We start from the raw sequence: 20,035 nt of genomic DNA on the forward strand, positions 1-20,035 counted from the left end.
TGAAAACTCCTCACTTCGCGATCGGGATAAGACATCAGTTTTGGTAAAAAAAACGGCGCTAATGATAGCCGATCGTTAATAATAAAACGCCCGTTTTTTATATGATATTGAGAATTATTCAATATTCTTGCAGTAACAGACTGATTGCACACAATTTATAAAATCTCACCCGAAAACCGCCTGTGTAAGTTTTTTGTTGTATTTCAGTAAGTTATTTCATCATTCGCCTCCACTCCTCCTTTTGTTAAGATAAATTTGCAACAAAGTTAACAGATTCATGTTTTTGAGGTTGCCAGCACTTTGAGAAAGTCATTAAGTTCATCTGATGGATAAAAATATTCTCTTCAGTCAGCGCATTCGCTTGCGCCATTTACATACCTTTGTTGCGGTAGCGCAACAAGGCACACTCGGCCGGGCGGCAGAAACGCTTAGCCTGAGCCAGCCTGCGCTGTCTAAGACGCTTAATGAGCTTGAAGAGTTGACTGGTGTGCGGCTGTTTGAACGAGGCCGTCTCGGTGCACAGCTTACTACTATGGGCGAACAGTTTTTGACCCATGCAGTAAAAGTATTAGATGCGCTGAATCACGCCGGACAAAGTTTTAGCGAGCAGAGTAGCGATCGCCCGGTGATCGTGCGTCTTGGGGCGTTGACGACTGCGGCAATGGGCATGCTGCCACAAATTCTGGATCGTTTTCATCAGTTGCAGCCCTATACCACCGTCCAGGTTGCCACCTTGCACAATAATGTTTTGTTAGCGGGCTTAAAGGCTGGAGAGTTTGATATTGGCATCGGTCGCATGGCCGACAGCGAGATGATGACCGGACTGACTTACGAACTGCTTTTTCTCGAATCGCTGAAGTTGGTGGTCCGGCCTGAACATCCCCTGCTGAGTGACAACGTCACGCTTTCGCGCGCCATGCAATGGCCTGTTGTGATTTCGCCAGAAGGCACCGCACCCCGACGCATCGCCCAGCAGATGCTGGATGAACAAGGCTGTGTGTTGCCGCCTAACTGCGTAGAAACCTCGTCAACGTCGCTGGCTCGTCAGCTTGCATTACGCTATGACTACATTTGGTTTGTGCCTTCCGGCGCGATAAAAGAAGATTTAGCCCACAATGCGGTATGCGCCCTGCCAGTTAACTCTTCCGGCCCTGGCGAGCCGGTGGGAATCATTACCCGCACCGGCAATACGTTGAGTTTAAGCACTGAAGTGCTGATGTCGACCATTCGAAAGTTTCACAATTAACGGCTGCGTTTAGCGTGCCGTTCACGGTTGTCCAGGCGCGCTTTGTCTGTTTTACGCATTCCGACGTAAAGTGCGCCACTACCACCATGGTAAGATTGCGCGACGCAGTAAGTTTGTACATCGTCAAACTGTTTTAACCATCGGGCAACATAGCTGCGTATAATGTTGGCGTGAGAGTCATCATTGCGCCCTTTGCCATGAATAATCAGTAAATTACGTAACCCCTCTTTGCGCGCCTGCATGATAAAACTGAAGACGGCCTGACGACAGGTTTCCACCGGTTGTCGCAAAAGATTAAGGCTGGCATTTAGCGGATATTCGCCTTTACGCAGTTTATCTAATACCCCCTGCTGAATACCGTCAGCTTTGTATTCAAGTAAGGTATTCAACGGCACAATGTCGAGATCACCGCGCGTCAGGAAATTTTCCTGCTCCGCCTCACTTTCGGTCTGGCGCGGAGCTTTGGTTGAAGGGGATTTTAACCATAGGGTGTTAGCCGTATCTTTCAAGGGAGTAACATCACCCATGGCGTCTCGAAAAAGATCGTCGTCATTAAGATTCATGGTTCAACACCTGTTTATTAATAGAGCGCAAAATCAGCTCGTCAGAAAGAGTAGCAAAATTAGCATCCAGTGCGCCAAACCTCTTTTTGGCTTTTTTTAGACAAAAGAAATTTCGCAGCGCGAATGAAGCAAATGGAAACTTATCGTGACACTCGCCATTCCGTTAACCGACAAGCCGCACCAGAAGGCATTTTCAGCACTTTACACCGCCCTTACACTTTGTAAGTCTATTGAGATCCCGGTAAGTTCCTTTCATTTTAAAAACTGTTAAAGTTGACCGCAGTCAATTATCACTGAGCGAAACATTATGGTCCCTGAAAAACGCAGCATTCGTCGTATTCAAGCAGGCGGTTGTGCTATTCACTGCCAGGATTGCAGTATCAGCCAGTTGTGTATTCCCTTTACACTCAATGAACACGAGTTAGATCAACTCGACAACATTATTGAGCGTAAAAAGCCTATCCAAAAAGGTCAAACGCTGTTCAAAGCAGGCGATGAATTAAAATCGCTGTATGCCCTTCGGTCCGGCTCTCTGAAAAGCTATACCATTACTGAACAAGGCGACGAACAGATCACTGGCTTCCATCTGGCAGGCGATCTGGTGGGTTTTGATGCCATCATGAGCGGTAACCATCCCGGTTTCGCGCAGGCGCTGGAAACGGCAATGGTCTGTGAAATTCCCTTTGAAACTCTCGACGATCTGTCCGGCAGAATGCCGGCCCTGCGTCAGCAAATGATGCGGTTGATGAGCGGCGAAATTAAAGGCGATCAGGATATGATTTTGTTGCTTTCGAAAAAAATGCAGAAGAGCGTCTGGCCGCTTTTATCTGGAATCTTTCACGCCGTTTCGGCCAGCGTGGTTTCTCTCAGCGCGAATTTCGTCTCACCATGACACGTGGCGATATCGGCAACTATTTAGGGTTAACCGTTGAAACCATTAGCCGCTTACTGGGCCGCTTTCAAAAAAGCGGTATGCTGGCAGTAAAAGGCAAATACATCACCATTGAAAACCATGCGTTATTGACTGAGTTAGCGGGTCAGAGCCATCAGGTTGCTTAATGTTTTGCCGGATAAATAAATGTTATTTTATTGATCCGGCAGCAACTTTTTCACTTCTTCCCGTCATGAACATAGGCTATCTTTAAACCAGTCGCTTTGGTTTATGGAGAATGTCCTTATGTCCCGGTACCAAAATATTCTGGTCGCCATTGACTCACAGCAAGACGATCAGCCGGCGCTTCGCCGTGCGGTTTATCTTAACCAACTCATCGGCGGCAAAATCAAAGCCTTCCTGCCTGTCTATGATTTTTCCTATGAGATGACTACCCTGCTTTCTCCAGATGAGCGGTCATCAATGCGTCAGGGCGTTATCAGCCAGCGCACTGAATGGATTCGCGAACAGGCGCATGCTTACCTTGATGCCGGAATCGATATTGAAATCAAAGTTATCTGGCATAACCGCCCCTATGAGGCGATCATTCAGGAAGTGTTGAGCCACAATCATGATTTAGTCTTGAAAATGGCACATCAACACGATCGTCTCGAAGCGGTTATTTTTACACCAACAGACTGGCATCTGCTGCGTAAATGCCCCTGCCCGGTCTGGATGGTGAAAGACCAGCCCCGGCCTCAAGGCGGTAAAGCTGTTGTCGCCGTCAACCTGGCCAGCGAAGAACCGCATCATGACGGGCTAAATCAAAAGCTGATTCGTGAAACAGTGAAACTGGCTGAAATGGTTAACCATACCGAAGTTCATCTGGTCGGCGCTTATCCCATCACGCCCATCAACATTGCAATAGAATTGCCAGATTTTGATCCAAGCGTGTATAACGATGCTATTCGCGGGCAGCATCTGGTCGCGATGAAGGCCCTGCGTCAAAAATTCTCTATTCGTGAAGAGTTTACCCATGTCGCGAAGGGCCTGCCGGAAGAGGTGATCCCTGATTTAGCGGGTCATTTAGGCGCTGGCGTCGTGGTTCTGGGAACCATTGGTCGCACCGGTCTCTCTGCGGCTTTCCTTGGCAATACAGCCGAACAGGTGATTGATCACCTGCGCTGCGATTTACTGGCAATCAAGCCGGATGATTTCAGATCCCCGATTGAACGGGATGATGATGACGAAGAAGATGAAGATGAAGAATAATGAGCTTCGATAAAAGGGCGGCTATGAAGCCGCCCTTTTTATTACAACGCTTTCAGTATGCCTTCAACGCTGGCTTTCGCATCGCCGAATAACATATGGGTATTCTCTTTAAAAAACAGCGGATTTTGCACCCCAGCGTAGCCGGTATTCATCGAACGCTTAAACACAATAACGTTCTGCGCTTTCCACACCTCCAGCACTGGCATTCCCGCGATAGGACTGCGCGGATCTTCCTGCGCTGCAGGGTTAACGGTGTCGTTAGCGCCAATCACCAACACGGTGTCGGTTTCACTGAAATCTTCATTGATTTCGTCCATCTCCAGCACCACGTCGTAAGGCACTTTCGCCTCAGCCAGCAACACGTTCATGTGTCCAGGCAAACGCCCCGCTACCGGATGGATACCGAAACGCACCTTGATACCGCGTGCGCGCAACTTTTCAGTGATTTCTGCAACCGGATACTGTGCCTGCGCCACCGCCATGCCGTAGCCTGGCGTGATGATCACTGAAGAGGACGCCTTCAGTAAATCTGCCGTATCTTCAGCACTCATTTCGCGATATTCACCGACTTCTTCACCCTCGCCACCTACATGCGTGTCGGTACCAAAGCCTCCGGCGATCACGCTAATAAATGAACGATTCATCGCCTTACACATAATATAAGAAAGAATGGCACCGGAAGAGCCCACTAACGCCCCTGTGACGATCAGTAAATCGTTGCTGAGCATAAAGCCCGCCGCTGCCGCTGCCCAACCTGAATAGGAGTTCAGCATCGATACCACCACAGGCATGTCAGCGCCGCCAATTGACGCCACCAGATGCCAACCGAACGCCAGAGCAATAATCGTCATCAGCAGCAGCGCGAAGACCTGCGCACCGGTGCTGTCACTATTGACGAACCACAACAGCAGCAGAAACGAGACCACCAGCGCCAGCAGGTTTAACTTGTGACGATGCGGCAGCATTAAAGGGCGTGAGGAAATCTTGCCGCATAATTTACCAAACGCCACCAGAGAGCCCGTAAAGGTTACTGCCCCGATAAAGATGCCAATAAACACTTCGCTGAGGTGAATATTTTCCATCACGTTCGGCAAGCCTGGCGCATGGTCGATGTAGCTGTTCAGCCCAACCAACACCGCAGCCAGGCCTACAAAGCTGTGTAAAATAGCCACCAGCTCTGGCATTTCAGTCATTTCGACTTTTTTCGCCAGACGAATACCAATCGCGCCGCCAATCACCATCGCCAGCAAGATCCAGACAACGTTGCCGCTATCCGGGCCGAAGATGGTAGCAACAAGCGCAATGGCCATCCCGCTGATACCAAAAATATTGCCCCGCTTAGACGTCTCATGCTTCGAGAGGCCGGCAAGACTACAAATAAATAAAATTGCGGCAACAATGTATGCTGCAGTCACTAATCCGCCAGACATGTGTTACCCCTTACGAAACATTTTCAGCATGCGCTGGGTGACAGTAAAGCCACCAAAGATATTGATGCTGGCGATCAGCACCGCAATAAAGGAGATGAAGGTTACCCAGCCACCGTGACCCATTTGCAACACTGCACCGATAACGATAATGCCCGAGATAGCGTTGGTTACCGACATCAGCGGGGTATGCAGTGCATGGCTCACATTCCATACCACGTAGTAACCCACCACGCAGGAGAGCGCAAAAACGGTAAAGTGCGACAGGAACTCGCTCGGCGCGACGTTAGCCAGACAGGCAAACAGCACGATAGCCAGCGCCATCAGCAAATATTTGCGGCTGGATGATACCGGTTTCTCTTCTGCTTTTTTCACTGGCTGCGCGGCGGCAGAGGCAGCTTTTGGCGCAGCAGAGACCTGAATTGGCGGCGCGGGCCGGGTGACTTCGCCATCGCGAACCACCGTGACGCCACGTACCACAACGTCATCGAAATCCACAACGATCTCGCCGTTTTTCTCTTTGCACAGCAGCTTGATTAAATTAACCAGGTTAGTGCCATATAACTGTGAAGATTGCGTTGGCAGGCGGCTGGGCAGATCGGTATAACCGATGATTTTGACCCCTCCAGGCGTGACGGTGACCTGATCGGCAACGGTTAAAGCACAGTTACCGCCGGTTTGGGCCGCCAGATCGACGATGACGCTGCCGGGTTTCATGCTGGCAATCATCTCTTCGGTAATCAGTTTTGGTGCGGGCTTGCCTGGAATAAGCGCGGTGGTCACAATGATGTCCACTTCTTTCGCCTGCTCAGCAAACAGCGCCATTTCTGCTTTGATGAAGGCTTCTGACATCACTTTAGCGTAGCCATCGCCGCTGCCTGCCTCCTCTTCAAAGTCGAGCTCAAGGAATTCGGCCCCCATGCTCTGTACCTGCTCTTTCACTTCCGGACGCGTATCAAAGGCACGCACGATGGCGCCTAAACTGCCCGCCGCGCCGATAGCCGCGAGGCCAGCCACACCGGCACCAATCACCATCACTTTAGCAGGCGGTACTTTACCCGCTGCGGTAATTTGCCCGGTAAAGAAGCGACCAAACTCGTGTGCCGCTTCAACAATAGCGCGATAACCGGCAATGTTCGCCATCGAGCTCAACGCATCCAGTGACTGCGCACGGGAAATGCGCGGCACTGAATCCATCGCCATAACGGTCACATTGCGTGCCGCCAGTTTTTCCAGCAGTTCAGGATTTTGTGCCGGCCAGATAAAGCTCACCAGCGTGCTGCCAGCCCGCGTTAGCGTAATTTCCTCATCGTCAGGTGCATTGACTTTTAAAACGATGTCGGATTGCCATACCTGCTGGCTGTCGGCCACTGTGGCACCAGCCGTGATATAGCTTTCGTCATCAAAACTGGCGCGTTTACCGGCGTCATGCTCGATAGCCACGCTAAAACCCAGCTTAATCAGTTGCTCGATCGTTTTCGGCGTGGCAGCCACGCGCGACTCGTTTAGCAACCGCTCTTTGGGAATTCCAATTAGCATAATGTTCCCTTTTCATCGGTTAAAGGATGATGGCCTGTGATGTGCACAACAGCACAACGCCTGAAACACTGTTTCAGGCGCTTATGAATGAAATGCACTTGTTTCGAAGTCTTTATAACCTACTGAAAATATGGCTGACGATCTACCGCGATAATCCATACTTATGACATTCACACAATTATTCAGTGCCAGCGAATAAATCCCGCCTTTTACCACTGCTTATACCGTGCTAAATAAAATTATCTGCTGAGCAAAATCGTGTCATGGCGCATATAGCATTGATAAAAACCGTTATTTAACAATATATTAACTGTTATGCCGTTAAGACTTACCACTATAAATGGTTATCTGCATGAAAAAGCAGCCATAACAGCTTTACATGACGTTAAGATGAAAACTTTTGGCTAAATTAACGCGATAAGTCGCAAAAAATGGCTGCGACAGCGTGTTTATATCATGTAATAATCAGCGGCTAATCTGTTATACATCAAGAGTCCAGCACGTTTTCGTACTCATTTTTGCGTAAGGCGAAGGATCATTTTTATGAAGCTGAAGAACACAATTCTGGCGTCTGCCTTGTTATCGCTGTTAGCTGCAAATGCCTTTGCGGCCCAGGAGTTAACGCCAGAAAAAGCGGCCACGTTGAAGCCATTCGAACGTATTAATATCACCGGTCGCTTCAACGCAATTGGCGATGCTGCCGACGCGGTGTCTAAGCGTGCAGATGAAATGGGTGCCGCCTCTTATTTTATTCAAGGTATTAATGACAGCAACGGCAATAGCGGCAACTGGCGCGTAACGGCTGATTTGTACAAAGCCGATGCACCGAAAGCCGTCGACGAGACCACATACCGTAGTTTTAATGGCGTAAAAGAACTACCCAAAGCCGAAGCCTTTCGTTTAGAACCCTTTGATACCGTTTCTGCGTCTGGATTCTTTGCCAGCCAGCCTGACGTCAACGAAGCCATTTCAAAAGCGGCAAAAGCCAAAGGTGCGGCTTCTTTCTTTATTGTACGTCAGGTTGATGCCAACAACGGCGGCAACCAATATATCACCGCCTATGTCTATAAAGCGGACGCAAAAGAGCGCAAAGTGCAAAGTCCAAACCTGATTCCGGCCGATTCCGAAGCAGGTAAAGCCGCCCTGGCCGCCGGTGGCGCAGCAGCGAAGCAAGTAGAGATCCCTGGCGTTGCGTCTTCAGAAACCCCGTCCAGCGACGTGGGACGCTTCTTTGAAACACAAAGCTCAACCGGTAAACGCTATACGGTGAACCTGCCAAACGGTAAATCGGTGCAGGAAGTCAATGCGATTACTGCGGCACAAATGCAGCCGTTTGATACCGTCACCTTTACCGGGCATTTCGGTTCACCAACTGAAGTCTCTGAAGAAGTGGCGAAACGTGCAGCGGATAAAGATGCCAAGTATTACCATGTCACCCGCCAGTGGCAGAACCAGAGTGGCGGCAACCTGACCGTTACTGCGGACCTGTTTAAGTAACCTCGCGCAGGGCGGTGCTCACCGCCCTGCTGTTTGCATAATTCCTGCCCAGTTTTGCATATTCACGCATTGCCAACGCCTTCCGCACTCCGTAAAATCTGCCGCCTGATTTTCAGGGTATTTCATCGTTTTTAATGCCTGAGCTACGATATAAATTCGAAGCTTTGCGATTTATCCAGCCACTTATGCTAGCGGGAAGGATGTTTTGGAGAAAAAATTAGGTCTTAGTGCCCTGACAGCACTGGTGCTTAGCTCAATGTTGGGTGCAGGTGTTTTCAGCCTGCCGCAGAACATGGCAGCAGTAGCGGGTCCGGCAGCCCTGCTCATCGGCTGGTTAATCACCGGTGTCGGCATTCTGTTTCTTTCTCTGGCGATGTTACTGCTTACGCGCATCAAGCCAGAGTTAGATGGCGGTATTTTCACTTATGCGCGCGCCGGTTTTGGTGAGCTGATGGGTTTTTGCTCCGCCTGGGGTTACTGGCTCTGCGCGGTGATCGCTAACGTCTCGTACCTGGTGATCGTATTTTCTGCGCTGAGCTTTTTTACTGATACGCCCGATCGCACAATTTTTGGCGACGGTAACACCTGGCAAGCGATGTTCGGTGCTTCCGTTCTGCTGTGGCTGGTGCACTGGCTGGTGCTGCGCGGCGTACAAACTGCAGCCAGTATTAATATGCTCGCCACACTGGGTAAGCTGGTGCCGCTTTTGCTGTTCGTCGTGCTGGCGGTGATGGCGTTTAATTACGATCGCTTCCGCTTCGACTTTTCAGGCGTCACGCTCGGCCAGCCGCTGTGGGAACAGATCAAGCAGACGATGCTCATCACCCTGTGGGTTTTTATTGGCGTGGAAGGCGCGGTGGTGGTTTCTGCCCGGGCACGTCATAAAAAAGATGTGGGACGTGCCACGCTGTTAGCGGTTTTGGCTGCGCTGCTGGTTTATCTGTTAGTCACACTGTTGTCACTGGGCGTGGTGCCGCGTGCAGAGCTGGCTGAAATGCGCAACCCGTCAATGGCGGGTCTGATGACGCGTTTGCTGGGAAACTGGGGAGACGCGGTCATTGCCATCGGCCTGATTATTTCAGTGTGTGGCGCCTATCTGAGCTGGACGATTATGGCGGCTGAAGTCCCGTTTATCGCTGCGCAGCAAGGCGCATTTCCACGCAGCATTGCACGACAAAACGCCCGTAACGCGCCTTCTGCCTCACTTTGGCTGACAAACGGCAGTGTCCAGGTTTACCTGATCTTGATCGCCCTGACGCATGCTGATTACAACACGCTGTTAACCATCGCTTCAGAAATGATTCTGGTGCCTTATCTGCTGGTGGGTCTGTATCTGATCAAAGTTGTACGGGGAAAACAGCAACCTCTCGCGCTGGCCGTTGGCGTGGGGGCCAGCGTTTACGGTATCTGGCTGCTTTACGCTTCTGGCCCGCTACATCTTCTGATGTCAGTGGTGCTGTACGCACCCGGTATGTTGCTGTTTCTGTTTGCACGCCGTGGCGGACGGGGTGAGACTGCACTCTCCTCGCTTGAGCGGATCGCTATGGGTCTGGTGATCGCCGCAACGCTACCTGCCGTATGGCAGCTGATGGCTTAGTGCGGCTGGCCCGGAATAGACACACACAGCAGGTCATTCTGTTGTGTGAGTTCCAGCGGTTTACGGTATTCCTGATGGATCGCATCCAGTTGCTCGCCGGAGAGCGGATAAGGCAGCTGGATATCGAAGCGGCTGATATGCTGCTGTTCAGCAAGGGTGATAAGACGCGCGATATTGATCTCGTCGCTGACCTGCGTTGAAATGATTTGTAATGCTAATTCTTTCAGGTGCTCATCTGTCGCCTGTAAACTGTGCGCAGATTTGCGTGTCACCATGCCAAAAATGGGCAACACGCCATAGATGGCATCAACAAAGCTCCAGCGTTTTTTGCAGGAAGCGGAAAGAAAATCACTGTAATTGAAGCAGATGCGGTCACTGTATATGGCTGAAGTCAGCTCTTTATCAGACACACTCTTGCTCCTCATAGTCATCATTACGGTGTCAACCCCGGCGTAAAAAAGCCGGGGTTATGATGGCACATTTTGCCAGTGGGATACCAGTGAGATAAGGATATTTTGTGCGGTAACGTAGTGCTCATTAGCAGAAAAAGTTATTTTCAAACTTATACTTACACGCCTTTATCAATTATGAACAAAATCGTTTACGTTGAAGATGAACCCGAAGTCGGCGCGTTAATCGCTGCGTATCTCGGACGCCATGATATTGACGTCATTGTTGAAGCGCGCGGCGATCGTGCCGAAGCCACCATCGCGCAGGAACAACCCGATCTGGTGATGCTGGATATCATGTTACCAGGAAAAGATGGCATGACGATTTGCCGCGACCTGCGAGCCAACTGGCAAGGTCCGATTGTCTTACTCACGTCGCTCGACAGCGATATGAATCATATCCTGGCGCTGGAAATGGGCGCGCAAGATTATATTTTAAAAACGACGCCGCCAGCGGTTTTACTTGCCCGACTGCGTCTTCATTTACGTCAGTCGCAGCAAGGGCAAGCAGATGACGCCCCCGCCGTGAATGTTTCCCATAAGATGTTACGCTTTGGCTCACTGACCATCGACGCGCTCAATCGTCAGGTCACGCTATTTGATGAGCAGATTGCCCTGTCCACGGCTGATTTCGATTTACTCTGGGTGCTGGCCAGCCATGCCGGACAGATCCTGAATCGTGATGCCCTGCTCAAAACCCTGCGCGGCGTGAGTTATGACGGTCTGGATCGCAGTATTGATGTGGCGATTTCACGCCTGCGTAAAAAACTTCATGACAGCGCCATTGAGCCGTTCCGGATAAAGACTATCCGTAACAAAGGTTATCTGTTTGCGCCGCAAGCCTGGGATACACGTTCAGTATGAGAAAACTTTTTATCCAGTTTTATCTGCTGCTGTTCGTCTGCTTTTTAGTAATGACGCTGTTAGTCGGGTTGGTTTACAAGTTTACGGCTGAACGCGCCGGACGTCAGTCCATGAATGATTTGATGGCCAGTTCGCTCTATTTGATCCGCAGTGAACTGCGTGAAATCCCGCCGCGGGACTGGAATAAAACGATCAAAAGTCTCGACCTTGGCTTATCGTTTGACCTGCATATTGAGCCGTTAAGTAAATATCAGCTGGACACCGGCGAGATGCGCCGCCTGCGCGCCGGTGAAATCGTGGCGCTTGACGATCAATACACCTTTTTGCAGCATATTCCACGCAGCCATTACGTCTTGTCTGTCGGACCGATTCCTTATCTGTTTTATCTTCATCAAATGCGCCTGCTGGATATTGCGCTACTGGTATTTATTGGCATGTCGCTGGCGCTGCCGGTGTTTATCTGGATGCGTCCGCACTGGAAAGAGATGCAGCGGCTGGAAAAAGCAGCACAGCGTTTCGGGCGCGGCGAACTGGATGTGCGCACCCATTTTGACACGACGTCCAGCCTGTTTCGTTTAGGCATTGCCTTTAACCAGATGGCAGACAATATCAATACGCTGGTCGCCAGCAAGAAACAGTTGATTGATGGTATCGCCCATGAGCTGCGCACGCCGCTGGTGCGCCTGCGCTATCGCCTGGAGATGAGCGATAACCTGAGCGAAGCGGAATCAGCCGCGCTAAACCGCGATATTGGTCAACTCGAAAGCCTGATCGAAGAGCTGCTGACTTATGCGCGACTCGATCGCCCGCGTGTCGATCTCAATCTTACTTCACTCGATTTGGCAAGCTGGCTACGTGAGCGGCTGGATGATTTTCGCGCCATCAATCCGCAAACGCAAATCGATTTGGATCTGCCGCAGCGTCAGAATCAGGGTGTTTCCGATACCCGATTAATGGAACGGGTGCTGGATAATTTAATCAACAATGCGCTGCGTTATGCCCGACAACGCCTGCGCATCAGCTTGTGGTTTGATGGCTCACTGGGTTTTTTACAGGTTGAAGATGATGGCCCTGGGATCCCTGCACAGGAGCGTCAACGGGTATTTGAACCCTTCGTGCGCCTCGATCCCAGCCGCGATCGGGCCACAGGCGGTTGTGGCTTAGGCCTGGCGATTGTGCACTCCATTGCGCAGGCCCTGAGCGGCAGCGTCTCAATTGAAAGCAGCCCGCTTGGCGGGGCCAGTGTTCGCTTTTGCTGGCCGGTTGATCTACCCTTGCGGGAAATCCCGCTGCGTTAAACTTTCACAAGGAGCACTCTGTGACATCAGCGTATCAACAACTCAGCGCCACTTTTCAGCGCCTCTCTCGTTTTGGTCATCTTGCTGCTATTGCGGGTTGCGATATGCAAACCACGATGCCACCGGGAGGCAGTCGTGCACGGGGTGAAGCCCTGGCAGAAATGAGCGTACTGCAACATGAAATTCTGACTGACCCGCGTGTTGGCGAGCAACTTCAGCAAGCTGAACAGCAATCATTAAACGATGTCGAACAGGCAAACTTAGCGGAGATGCGCCGCGCTTATGAGCAGGCAACGTTGCTCCCGGCGTCTTTAGTCGAAGCCAAATCGATTGCAGGTTCGCGCTGTGAACATGCCTGGCGTGAACAGCGCCCCGCCAATGACTGGCAAGGTTTTGCGGTAAATTTAAAAGAAGTTGTGCGTTTAAGTCGCGAAGAGGCCCAACTGCGTGCAGAGGCGCGTGGCAGCTCACGCTATGACGCACTGCTTGATGTTTTTGAGCCTGGCATGACCAGCGCCAAACTCGACAAAACCTTTGGCGATCTGAAAACCTGGTTACCTGACCTGCTGCAAAAAGTAGTGGAGAAACAGGCACAGCACCCGGTCATCCATCCGCAAGGCCCTTTTGCGGTCAATGCGCAGCGCGAACTCGGTTTGTACATTATGAAAACGCTGGGCTTCGACTTTAATCATGGTCGCCTTGACGTTAGCGTGCATCCTTTCTGTGGCGGCGTGCCGGAAGATGTGCGTATTACCACACGCTACAATGAAAATGAATTTCTCAGCGCAATGATGGGCGTGATCCATGAAACCGGCCATGCGCGTTATGAGCAAAATTTGCCACAGCAGTGGCGCGGTCAGCCAGTTGCACTGGCCCGCTCCACGGCAATTCATGAATCGCAAAGTCTGTTTATGGAGATGCAACTGGGCCGCAGCCGCGAATTTTTACAGCGCATTTTGCCTCAGATCACCATTCAAATGGGCGAGCAGCCTGCGCTACAGGCAGATAACTTTGTGCGCCTGACACAGCAGGTTAAGCCAGGCTATATCCGCGTCGATGCAGATGAACTCAGCTATCCGGCCCATGTCATCTTACGTTATGAAATCGAGCGTGCGCTGATTGAAGGCGAAATAGAGGTTGATGATATTCCGGCACTTTGGGATGAAAAAATGCAGCAATCGCTCGGCATTGATACGCGCGGTAACTATCGCGACGGCTGCATGCAAGATATTCACTGGACTGACGGCGCGTTTGGCTACTTCCCGACTTATACGCTCGGTGCAATGTATGCCGCGCAACTGTTCCAGGCGGTTAAAAAGCCATTCCTCAGCTGAGCGAAATCATACAGACTGGTGAATTGCAGCCGGTGTTTGACTGGTTACAACAGAACATCTGGCAGCATGGCAGCCGCTTCTCAACTGAGCGATTAATGCTGAACGCCACAGGTGAAGCACTTAATCCGCACTATTTTCGCCAGCACCTGGAACAGCGTTACCTGCATAATTAAGCCACGGGCGGCGATGGGCCGCCCCTTTTTCTCCGCTTTGTACAATCCGTTACACGCCGATACCAAACACCCACGGAAACCTTTCCTCGCTTTACATATAGTCTTTTCACCGGCCCCGCAGTGGGCTACTCATGAAAAAAAGTCCGAGGAATTTGCAATGAAAAAATTATTTGCGCTGGTGATCGCCGCTGCTATGGGTCTCTCTTCTGTTGCTTTCGCTGCGGAAACCACCGCTACGCCAGCGCCAGCTGCGGCCACCACCACAACCGCTGCACCGGCTAAAACTGTTCATAAAACAGCCCACAAGAAACACAAAAAAGTCACAACGCAAAAAGCCCAGGCGGCTAAGAAAGTGCACCACAAAAAAGCCGTGAAGAAAGACGCACCACAGAAAGCCCAGGCGGCTAAAAAAGTCCACCACAAGAAAGCGGTAAAAAAAGCCGCTCCACAAAAAGCGCAGGCAGCTAAAAAACTGCATCACAAGAAAGTTGTGAAGCCTGCTGCTAAAAAATAAGGTCTGGCGCTAAAGCATTAACGCATGAAAACACCCGGTTCTGCCGGGTGTTTCTTTACTGGAGTGGCTGAAATGGTGCGTCGCTATCGCTTCGAAATTATTCTGATTGTGATGATCCTGTGCGGCATTGTCGCAGCCTGCTTTTTTATTTAGTCGCTGTAGCGTGCTGATAATCCCAATAAAACTCCCTTTTTTACTGCTCACCGACTATAGTTATCGCTCAAGCGTGATGACCTTATCCATTACTTATTCTCGCCATTGAGAGAACTATGCGCCTGGCTATCTTGTTTCTTGTTGGATTATTCAGTTTTACCCCTGTTGTACATGCTGATGATAACGCTGACGCGCCCAATCCTGACGAGATCAAAACGCTGTTTTTTGGTAAAGATCACCGCAAGGCGATCAGCGATATTACGGCTGCGCCCTGGGATGCTATTGGTCAACTGGAGACCGAAAGCGGCAATCTGTGCACGGCGACGCTAATTTCACCGCATCTGGCGTTAACAGCCGGACACTGTCTGCTGACGCCGCCGGGCAATTTTGACAAACCTGTGGCGCTGCGTTTTATGGCCAGTGATACAGGCTGGCGCTATGAAATTCACGATATTGATGCCCGCGTTGAGCCTTCTCTCGCGACTCGCCTTAAAGCCGATGGCGAAGGTTGGATCGTGCCGAATAATGCGGCGCCGCTCGATTACGGGTTAGTCATTTTACGTAATCCGCCCTCTGCTATTACACCGATTCCCCTGTTTGAAGGATCGCGCAGCGATTTAACCGCCGCGTTAAAACAGGCCGGACGCAAAGTCACGCAGGCTGGCTATCCTGAAGATCATCTGGATACGCTCTATTCACACAGCGACTGTTTAATTACCGGCTGGGCGCAGCGCGCCGTATTATCGCATCAGTGCGATACGCTGCCGGGCGACAGCGGTTCACCGCTGCTGCTCAATAGTGAGAATGGCTGGCAGTTGATTGCAGTACAAAGCTCTGCACCCGCGGCGAAAGATCGTTATCTGGCAGATAACCGGGCGATTGCAGTGACATCGTTTCGCGACACGCTGGAAGCACTGGCGCAGTAGGCGAGCCGGGTGCGTTTCAGTCAGCCATGACGCGCTGTAACGGAATACAGCGCGAACGCTTTACGCCACAGCAGGTTACATCCTCCCTGATCTCCAGCGATTGCGTTGTTTTCACAGCAATAATCAAACCCGGGAAAGATAAGACCCGCCCAAAGAGCAACGCGGCCTGGCATGGCGAGGCCGAGGTACAGAAAGGTGAGCGTTTTCCGGGCTGGCCTTGCCAGCCTTTGCATCTTCACAAGGCGAAAAGCGCCCTGACCTAACCCGCTATTTGTTCCATCGTCTGCAAAATACGCTTATCCGAAATGGGATAAGGCGTACCTAACTGCTGGGCAAAGAAGCTGATGCGCAACTCCTCAATCATCCAGCGAATATTCAGCACCTCTTCATCATCCTGACGCTGCGGCGGCAGCTTATTTCGCCAGGCTTGATATGCCTGCTCAACCGCCTGCACTTTCAACATGCGCGCCCGATCGCTATGGGGATCGGCGGGCAGTTTTTCCAGACGGCGCTCAATTCCCTGTAAATAACGCAGCGTATCAGCCAGTCGTTTCCAGCCGTTGCCCGTGACAAAACCGCGATAAACCAGCCCGCTCATCTGCGCTTTAATATCGGACAGCGCCAGGGCCAGCGTCATATCCACACGCCCTTTCAGTCGCTTATTGATGTTAAACACCGAGGTCAGAATCTGCTCAACCTGTTTCGCAATGGTCACCACGGTTTCATTCAGCTCAGCACGCACCTTTTCACGTAGCTGTTCAAACTGCTCCTGCTCCCATGCCGGGCCGCCCGCTTCTGCCATCAGTTTATCGATGCCGCAGGCGATACAGTCATCAATCAGATCCAGCACCTTTCCATAAGGGTTGAAGTAGAGACCAAGCTTGGCTTTGTTTGGCAGCTTTTCATGCAGATATTTTATCGGCGACGGAATGTTCAGCAGCAGCAAGCGCCGCTGACCGCGCCACATCATTTTTGTTGCTCTTGCTCATTGTCGAACAGGCGAATGGCAACACTCTCTTTTTCATCTACCAGCGCAGGCCAGGCTTTGACCTGATAACTGCCGCGCTTCTGCTCATAGCTGCGCGGCAAATCGCCAAAACTCCAGATGTGTAAGTTACTCTGCTCAAGTCCGTCATCGGCCACTTTCGACAGGGTTTCCTGCACCTTGTCTTTCAGCTGTGCTTTCAGGGCGGTTAAGTCTTTGCCTTCCAGTAACTTGCGGTTGTGCTCGTCAACAACGCGGAACGTCATTTTGAGATGATCGGGCACCTGATCCCACTGCCAGTTTTCACGTTCTAACGTCACCCCGGTCATGCGCCGGAACTCACGCGCTAACGCATCCAAAAGCGGCATTTCTCCGGCATTAACGCGGCCCAAAAAGGCTTCGGCATAATTTGGCGCTGGCACTAAATTGCGGCGCAGCGGCTTGGGCAATGACTTGATTAACGCGATAATTAATTCGCGCCGCACGCCAGGAATCTGCCACTCAAATCCTTCGTCTTCGACCTGATTGAGCAACGGCAGCGGAATATGCACCGTCACGCCATCGGCATCTGCACCTGGCTCAAACTGATAGCTCAATTTCAGCTTTAGGTTGCCCTGATGCCAGAAGTTGGGATAGTCGAGCTGACTGACTTTATCCGCGCCCTCTTTGATCAGCATTTGCTTATCAAAGTTGAGCAATTCAGCGTTATCGCGGCTTGCTTTCTTCCACCAACTGTCGAAGTGTCGCGCCGAAACCACCTCTTTACCGATGCGCTGGTCGTAAAATGCAAACAAGGTTTCGTCATCAACCAGAATGTCGCGACGACGCGATTTGTGTTCCAAATCTTCGACTTCGCTTCGCAATTTCTGATTGTTACGGAAAAAGGCGTGGCGCGTTTGCCAGTCACCCTCAACCAGCGCATGACGAATAAACAGCTCGCGGCTCAGCACAGGATCGATACGTCCGTAATTTACCTTACGCGCAGTAACAATCGGCAAACCGTAAAGCGTCACTTTTTCCGTCGCCATGACCGCGCCTTGTGACTTCTCCCAATGCGGTTCGCTGTAGCTACGCTTGATCAGATGCTGCGCTAAAGGTTCGATCCACTCTGGATCGATACGCGCCGCAATACGGCCCCACAGGCGACTGGTTTCTACCAGCTCCGCCACCATCGTCCACTTAGGCGGCTTTTTGAATAGCCCTGAGCCCGGGAAAATGGCAAAGCGGGCATTACGTGCGCCGGTGTATTCCTGCTTCTCGGCATCTTTCTGACCGATGTGCGACAGCAAACCGGTTAACAGCGCACAGTGAATTTCGCGGAAGGCTGCCGGCTCGCTGTTAACCGGGATCCCCAGTTCACGCACCACCTGACGCAGTTGAGTGTAAATATCCTGCCATTCGCGCACGCGCAGATAGTTCAGGAAATCACTTTTACACTGGCGACGGAACATATTGCCGGATAAGGCTTTTTGCTGTTCGCCAAGGTAATTCCACAGGTTAACGAAGGCGAGAAAATCTGACTCTTTATCAGCAAAGCGGCGATGCTTCTCATCTGATGCCTGCTTCTTCTCTGCCGGACGTTCGCGCGGATCCTGAATTGACAAGCCAGCGGTGATAATCATCACTTCGCGCACACAGCCATATTTCTGTGCTTCAAGCACCATGCGCGCCAGACGCGGATCCACGGGCAGTTGCGCCAGCTGACGGCCCGAACCGGTTAATTTGTAGTGCCCTTCGTCACTGAGCGTCAATGCACCCAGCTCTTCCAGCAGACGCACGCCATCCTGAATATTGCGCTTATCCGGTGCCTCAACAAACGGGAAAGCGGCGATATCCCCTAATCCAAGCGCCGTCATTTGTAAAATAACCGAGGCTAAATTGGTACGCAGGATCTCAGGATCGGTAAAGGCCGGGCGGCTAAGAAAATCGTCTTCAGAGTAGAGCCGAATACAGATACCCTCCGACACGCGTCCGCAGCGCCCTTTACGCTGATTGGCTGAGGCCTGGGAAACCGGCTCAATTGGCAGACGCTGTACTTTGGTGCGATAGCTGTAACGGCTGATACGTGCAGTGCCGGGATCGATTACATATTTAATCCCCGGTACGGTCAGTGAGGTTTCCGCGACGTTAGTCGCCAACACAATGCGGCGTCCGCTGTGTGACTGAAAAACGCGGTTCTGCTCAGCATTGGAAAGCCGGGCGTAGAGCGGCAAAATTTCCGTGTGCGGCAACTCACGCTTCATCAACGCATCGGCGGTGTCTCGGATTTCGCGCTCACCGCTCATAAAGATCAGGATGTCACCGGGGCTTTCATGCGTAAGTTCATCTACTGCATCAAAAATCGCCTGTAACTGATCGCGATCGCCATCATCGGCTTCCTCAACCACGGGGCGGTAACGCACCTCTACCGGATAGGTACGGCCAGAGACTTCAATCACTGGCGCGTGATTAAAATGGCGGGAGAAACGCTGCGGATCGATGGTCGCGGAGGTAATAATGACTTTCAAATCGGGACGGCGCGGTAACAGCTCACGCAGATAGCCCAGCAGAAAATCGATGTTCAGGCTGCGTTCATGCGCTTCATCGATAATGATGGTGTCGTACTGCATCAGCAAACGATCTTGTTGTATCTCTGCCAGCAAAATACCGTCAGTCATCAGCTTCACCTGAGTGGTATCGCTGACCTGATCGTTGAAGCGAACTTTATAACCGATGCAGCCGCCGAGCGAGGTTTCGAGTTCGTCAGCGATACGGTTTGCGACCGTGCGCGCCGCCAGACGACGCGGCTGCGTATGCCCAATCAACCCTTTCACACCACGTCCCAGGGTCAGGCAAATTTTTGGCAGCTGCGTGGTTTTACCCGATCCGGTTTCGCCCGCCACAATCACGACCTGATGATCGCGGATCGCATCGGCAATCTCTTGTTGCTTCTGGCTAACCGGTAAATTTTCCGGAAAGGTAATGTTGGGCGTGCTTGCGGCACGCTGCGCAACGCGCTGCTCAGCTAACTGAATATCCTGCTCAAGCTCTGCTGCAATGCCCTGCTGTGACTCAGGATTTTTGATTTTTTTGGCCCCGTGCAGGCGACGCTGTAAACGCTGACGATCGCGCAGCATTAATGCATCCAGCCGCGACCAGAGCGGTGTAAGTGGAGAAGAAACCGGTGATGACATAGTAATGACGTACCTTACTCAGACGGTGTCGCTGCGAAATACAGCGCCCAGGGCTGGGATAACCAGCTGATTCAATAAAAATATTGTGCGCATAATAGCACATTTAAGCCCCCGCCGTGACCAGACGGCTGCTGAGCTTATTCAGTAAATTCGA

Annotated in this window: 12 protein-coding genes and 4 pseudogenes; 11 read left to right on the top strand and 5 right to left on the bottom strand. The window is 51.4% G+C overall.

All coding sequences use genetic code 11. The features are described 5' to 3' along the window. The first annotated feature begins 325 nt into the window (after positions 1-325). Positions 326-1,246, top strand: a complete 921-nt coding sequence (locus O3W44_RS04140) for a LysR substrate-binding domain-containing protein (protein ID WP_269292093.1) — start codon at positions 326-328, stop codon at positions 1,244-1,246. Here the strand turns inward: O3W44_RS04140 and smrA are convergent. Continuing rightward, on the bottom strand, positions 1,243-1,809 hold the full coding sequence (smrA, locus tag O3W44_RS04145) for a DNA endonuclease SmrA (protein WP_269292094.1): 567 nt from the start codon (positions 1,807-1,809) through the stop codon (positions 1,243-1,245). The genes O3W44_RS04140 and smrA overlap by 4 nt on opposite strands. Before the next feature lie 307 nt (positions 1,810-2,116). On the opposite strand from smrA, the pseudogene O3W44_RS04150 reads away from it, so the two are divergent. Beyond that, positions 2,117-2,868, top strand: a pseudogene (locus O3W44_RS04150) (FNR family transcription factor). A gap of 118 nt (positions 2,869-2,986) precedes the next feature. Beyond that, positions 2,987-3,952 (top strand): universal stress protein UspE, encoded by a 966-nt coding sequence (uspE, locus tag O3W44_RS04155; protein ID WP_269292095.1) that lies wholly within the window; start codon positions 2,987-2,989, stop codon positions 3,950-3,952. Positions 3,953-3,993: 41 nt separating this feature from the next. Here the strand turns inward: uspE and pntB are convergent, their stop codons facing one another. Both pntB and pntA read right to left on the bottom strand, forming a co-directional pair. Beyond that, complete coding sequence (gene pntB, locus O3W44_RS04160; protein ID WP_269292096.1) at positions 3,994-5,382, bottom strand: Re/Si-specific NAD(P)(+) transhydrogenase subunit beta; 1,389 nt, start codon at positions 5,380-5,382, stop codon at positions 3,994-3,996. Positions 5,383-5,385: 3 nt separating this feature from the next. Next, on the bottom strand, positions 5,386-6,918 hold the full coding sequence (pntA, locus tag O3W44_RS04165; protein ID WP_269292097.1) for a Re/Si-specific NAD(P)(+) transhydrogenase subunit alpha: 1,533 nt from the start codon (positions 6,916-6,918) through the stop codon (positions 5,386-5,388). A 543-nt stretch (positions 6,919-7,461) separates the two neighbouring features. Here pntA and ydgH point away from each other — a divergent pair. Together ydgH and O3W44_RS04175 are read left to right on the top strand one after the other, a co-directional pair. Continuing rightward, complete coding sequence (gene ydgH / locus O3W44_RS04170; RefSeq protein ID WP_269292098.1) at positions 7,462-8,415, top strand: DUF1471 family protein YdgH; 954 nt, start codon at positions 7,462-7,464, stop codon at positions 8,413-8,415. A 205-nt stretch (positions 8,416-8,620) separates the two neighbouring features. Next, a complete protein-coding gene (locus O3W44_RS04175; RefSeq protein WP_269292099.1) occupies positions 8,621-10,012 on the top strand; it encodes a basic amino acid/polyamine antiporter in 1,392 nt (463 codons plus the stop codon). Here O3W44_RS04175 and O3W44_RS04180 read toward each other — a convergent pair. Then, complete coding sequence (locus tag O3W44_RS04180; RefSeq protein WP_269292100.1) at positions 10,009-10,422, bottom strand: hypothetical protein; 414 nt, start codon at positions 10,420-10,422, stop codon at positions 10,009-10,011. The two genes, O3W44_RS04175 and O3W44_RS04180, sit on opposite strands and share 4 nt — an antisense overlap. A 177-nt stretch (positions 10,423-10,599) precedes the next feature. Here O3W44_RS04180 and rstA point away from each other — a divergent pair, with 177 nt between their 5' ends. The 6 genes and pseudogenes from rstA to O3W44_RS04210 all read left to right on the top strand — a co-directional run bounded on the left by rstA (position 10,600) and on the right by O3W44_RS04210 (position 15,723). Continuing rightward, positions 10,600-11,325, top strand: a complete 726-nt coding sequence (gene rstA / locus O3W44_RS04185) for a two-component system response regulator RstA (protein WP_269292101.1) — start codon at positions 10,600-10,602, stop codon at positions 11,323-11,325. Continuing rightward, the gene (rstB, locus tag O3W44_RS04190; protein ID WP_269292102.1) at positions 11,322-12,623 is read left to right on the top strand and encodes a two-component system sensor histidine kinase RstB; all 1,302 of its coding nucleotides are present in this window, start codon (positions 11,322-11,324) and stop codon (positions 12,621-12,623) included. The genes rstA and rstB overlap by 4 nt, the downstream gene beginning before the upstream one ends. Positions 12,624-12,643: 20 nt before the next feature. Next, positions 12,644-14,130, top strand: a pseudogene (locus tag O3W44_RS04195) (carboxypeptidase M32). Between the two features lie 157 nt (positions 14,131-14,287). Next, positions 14,288-14,641 (top strand): annotated as a pseudogene (gene asr, locus O3W44_RS04200) (acid resistance repetitive basic protein Asr); the annotation flags it as partial. A 27-nt stretch (positions 14,642-14,668) separates the two neighbouring features. Continuing rightward, on the top strand, positions 14,669-14,797 hold the full coding sequence (locus tag O3W44_RS04205; RefSeq protein WP_269292103.1) for a hypothetical protein: 129 nt from the start codon (positions 14,669-14,671) through the stop codon (positions 14,795-14,797). A 116-nt stretch (positions 14,798-14,913) separates the two neighbouring features. Continuing rightward, on the top strand, positions 14,914-15,723 hold the full coding sequence (locus tag O3W44_RS04210; RefSeq protein ID WP_269292104.1) for a trypsin-like serine peptidase: 810 nt from the start codon (positions 14,914-14,916) through the stop codon (positions 15,721-15,723). A gap of 259 nt (positions 15,724-15,982) precedes the next feature. Here O3W44_RS04210 and hrpA read toward each other — a convergent pair. Next, positions 15,983-19,881, bottom strand: a pseudogene (hrpA, locus tag O3W44_RS04215) (ATP-dependent RNA helicase HrpA). Positions 19,882-20,035: the final 154 nt, after the last annotated feature.

Source organism: Pantoea sp. LMR881 (genome assembly GCF_027157825.1).
In the GTDB taxonomy this organism is placed as follows: Bacteria; Pseudomonadota; Gammaproteobacteria; order Enterobacterales; family Enterobacteriaceae; genus Pantoea; species Pantoea haifensis.

Excerpts from the sequence above, each read along its gene's own strand:
- O3W44_RS04140 (WP_269292093.1), top strand. The coding sequence starts at position 326 with ATGGATAAAAATATTCTCTTCAGTCAGCGCATTCGCTTGCGCCATTTA.
- ydgH (WP_269292098.1), top strand. The coding sequence starts at position 7,462 with ATGAAGCTGAAGAACACAATTCTGGCGTCTGCCTTGTTATCGCTGTTA.
- rstA (WP_269292101.1), top strand. The coding sequence starts at position 10,600 with ATGAACAAAATCGTTTACGTTGAAGATGAACCCGAAGTCGGCGCGTTA.
- rstB (WP_269292102.1), top strand. The coding sequence starts at position 11,322 with ATGAGAAAACTTTTTATCCAGTTTTATCTGCTGCTGTTCGTCTGCTTT.
- O3W44_RS04210 (WP_269292104.1), top strand. The coding sequence starts at position 14,914 with ATGCGCCTGGCTATCTTGTTTCTTGTTGGATTATTCAGTTTTACCCCT.
- uspE (WP_269292095.1), top strand. The coding sequence starts at position 2,987 with ATGTCCCGGTACCAAAATATTCTGGTCGCCATTGACTCACAGCAAGAC.
- smrA (WP_269292094.1), bottom strand. The coding sequence starts at position 1,809 with ATGAATCTTAATGACGACGATCTTTTTCGAGACGCCATGGGTGATGTT.
- pntA (WP_269292097.1), bottom strand. The coding sequence starts at position 6,918 with ATGCTAATTGGAATTCCCAAAGAGCGGTTGCTAAACGAGTCGCGCGTG.
- pntB (WP_269292096.1), bottom strand. The coding sequence starts at position 5,382 with ATGTCTGGCGGATTAGTGACTGCAGCATACATTGTTGCCGCAATTTTA.
- O3W44_RS04205 (WP_269292103.1), top strand. The coding sequence starts at position 14,669 with ATGAAAACACCCGGTTCTGCCGGGTGTTTCTTTACTGGAGTGGCTGAA.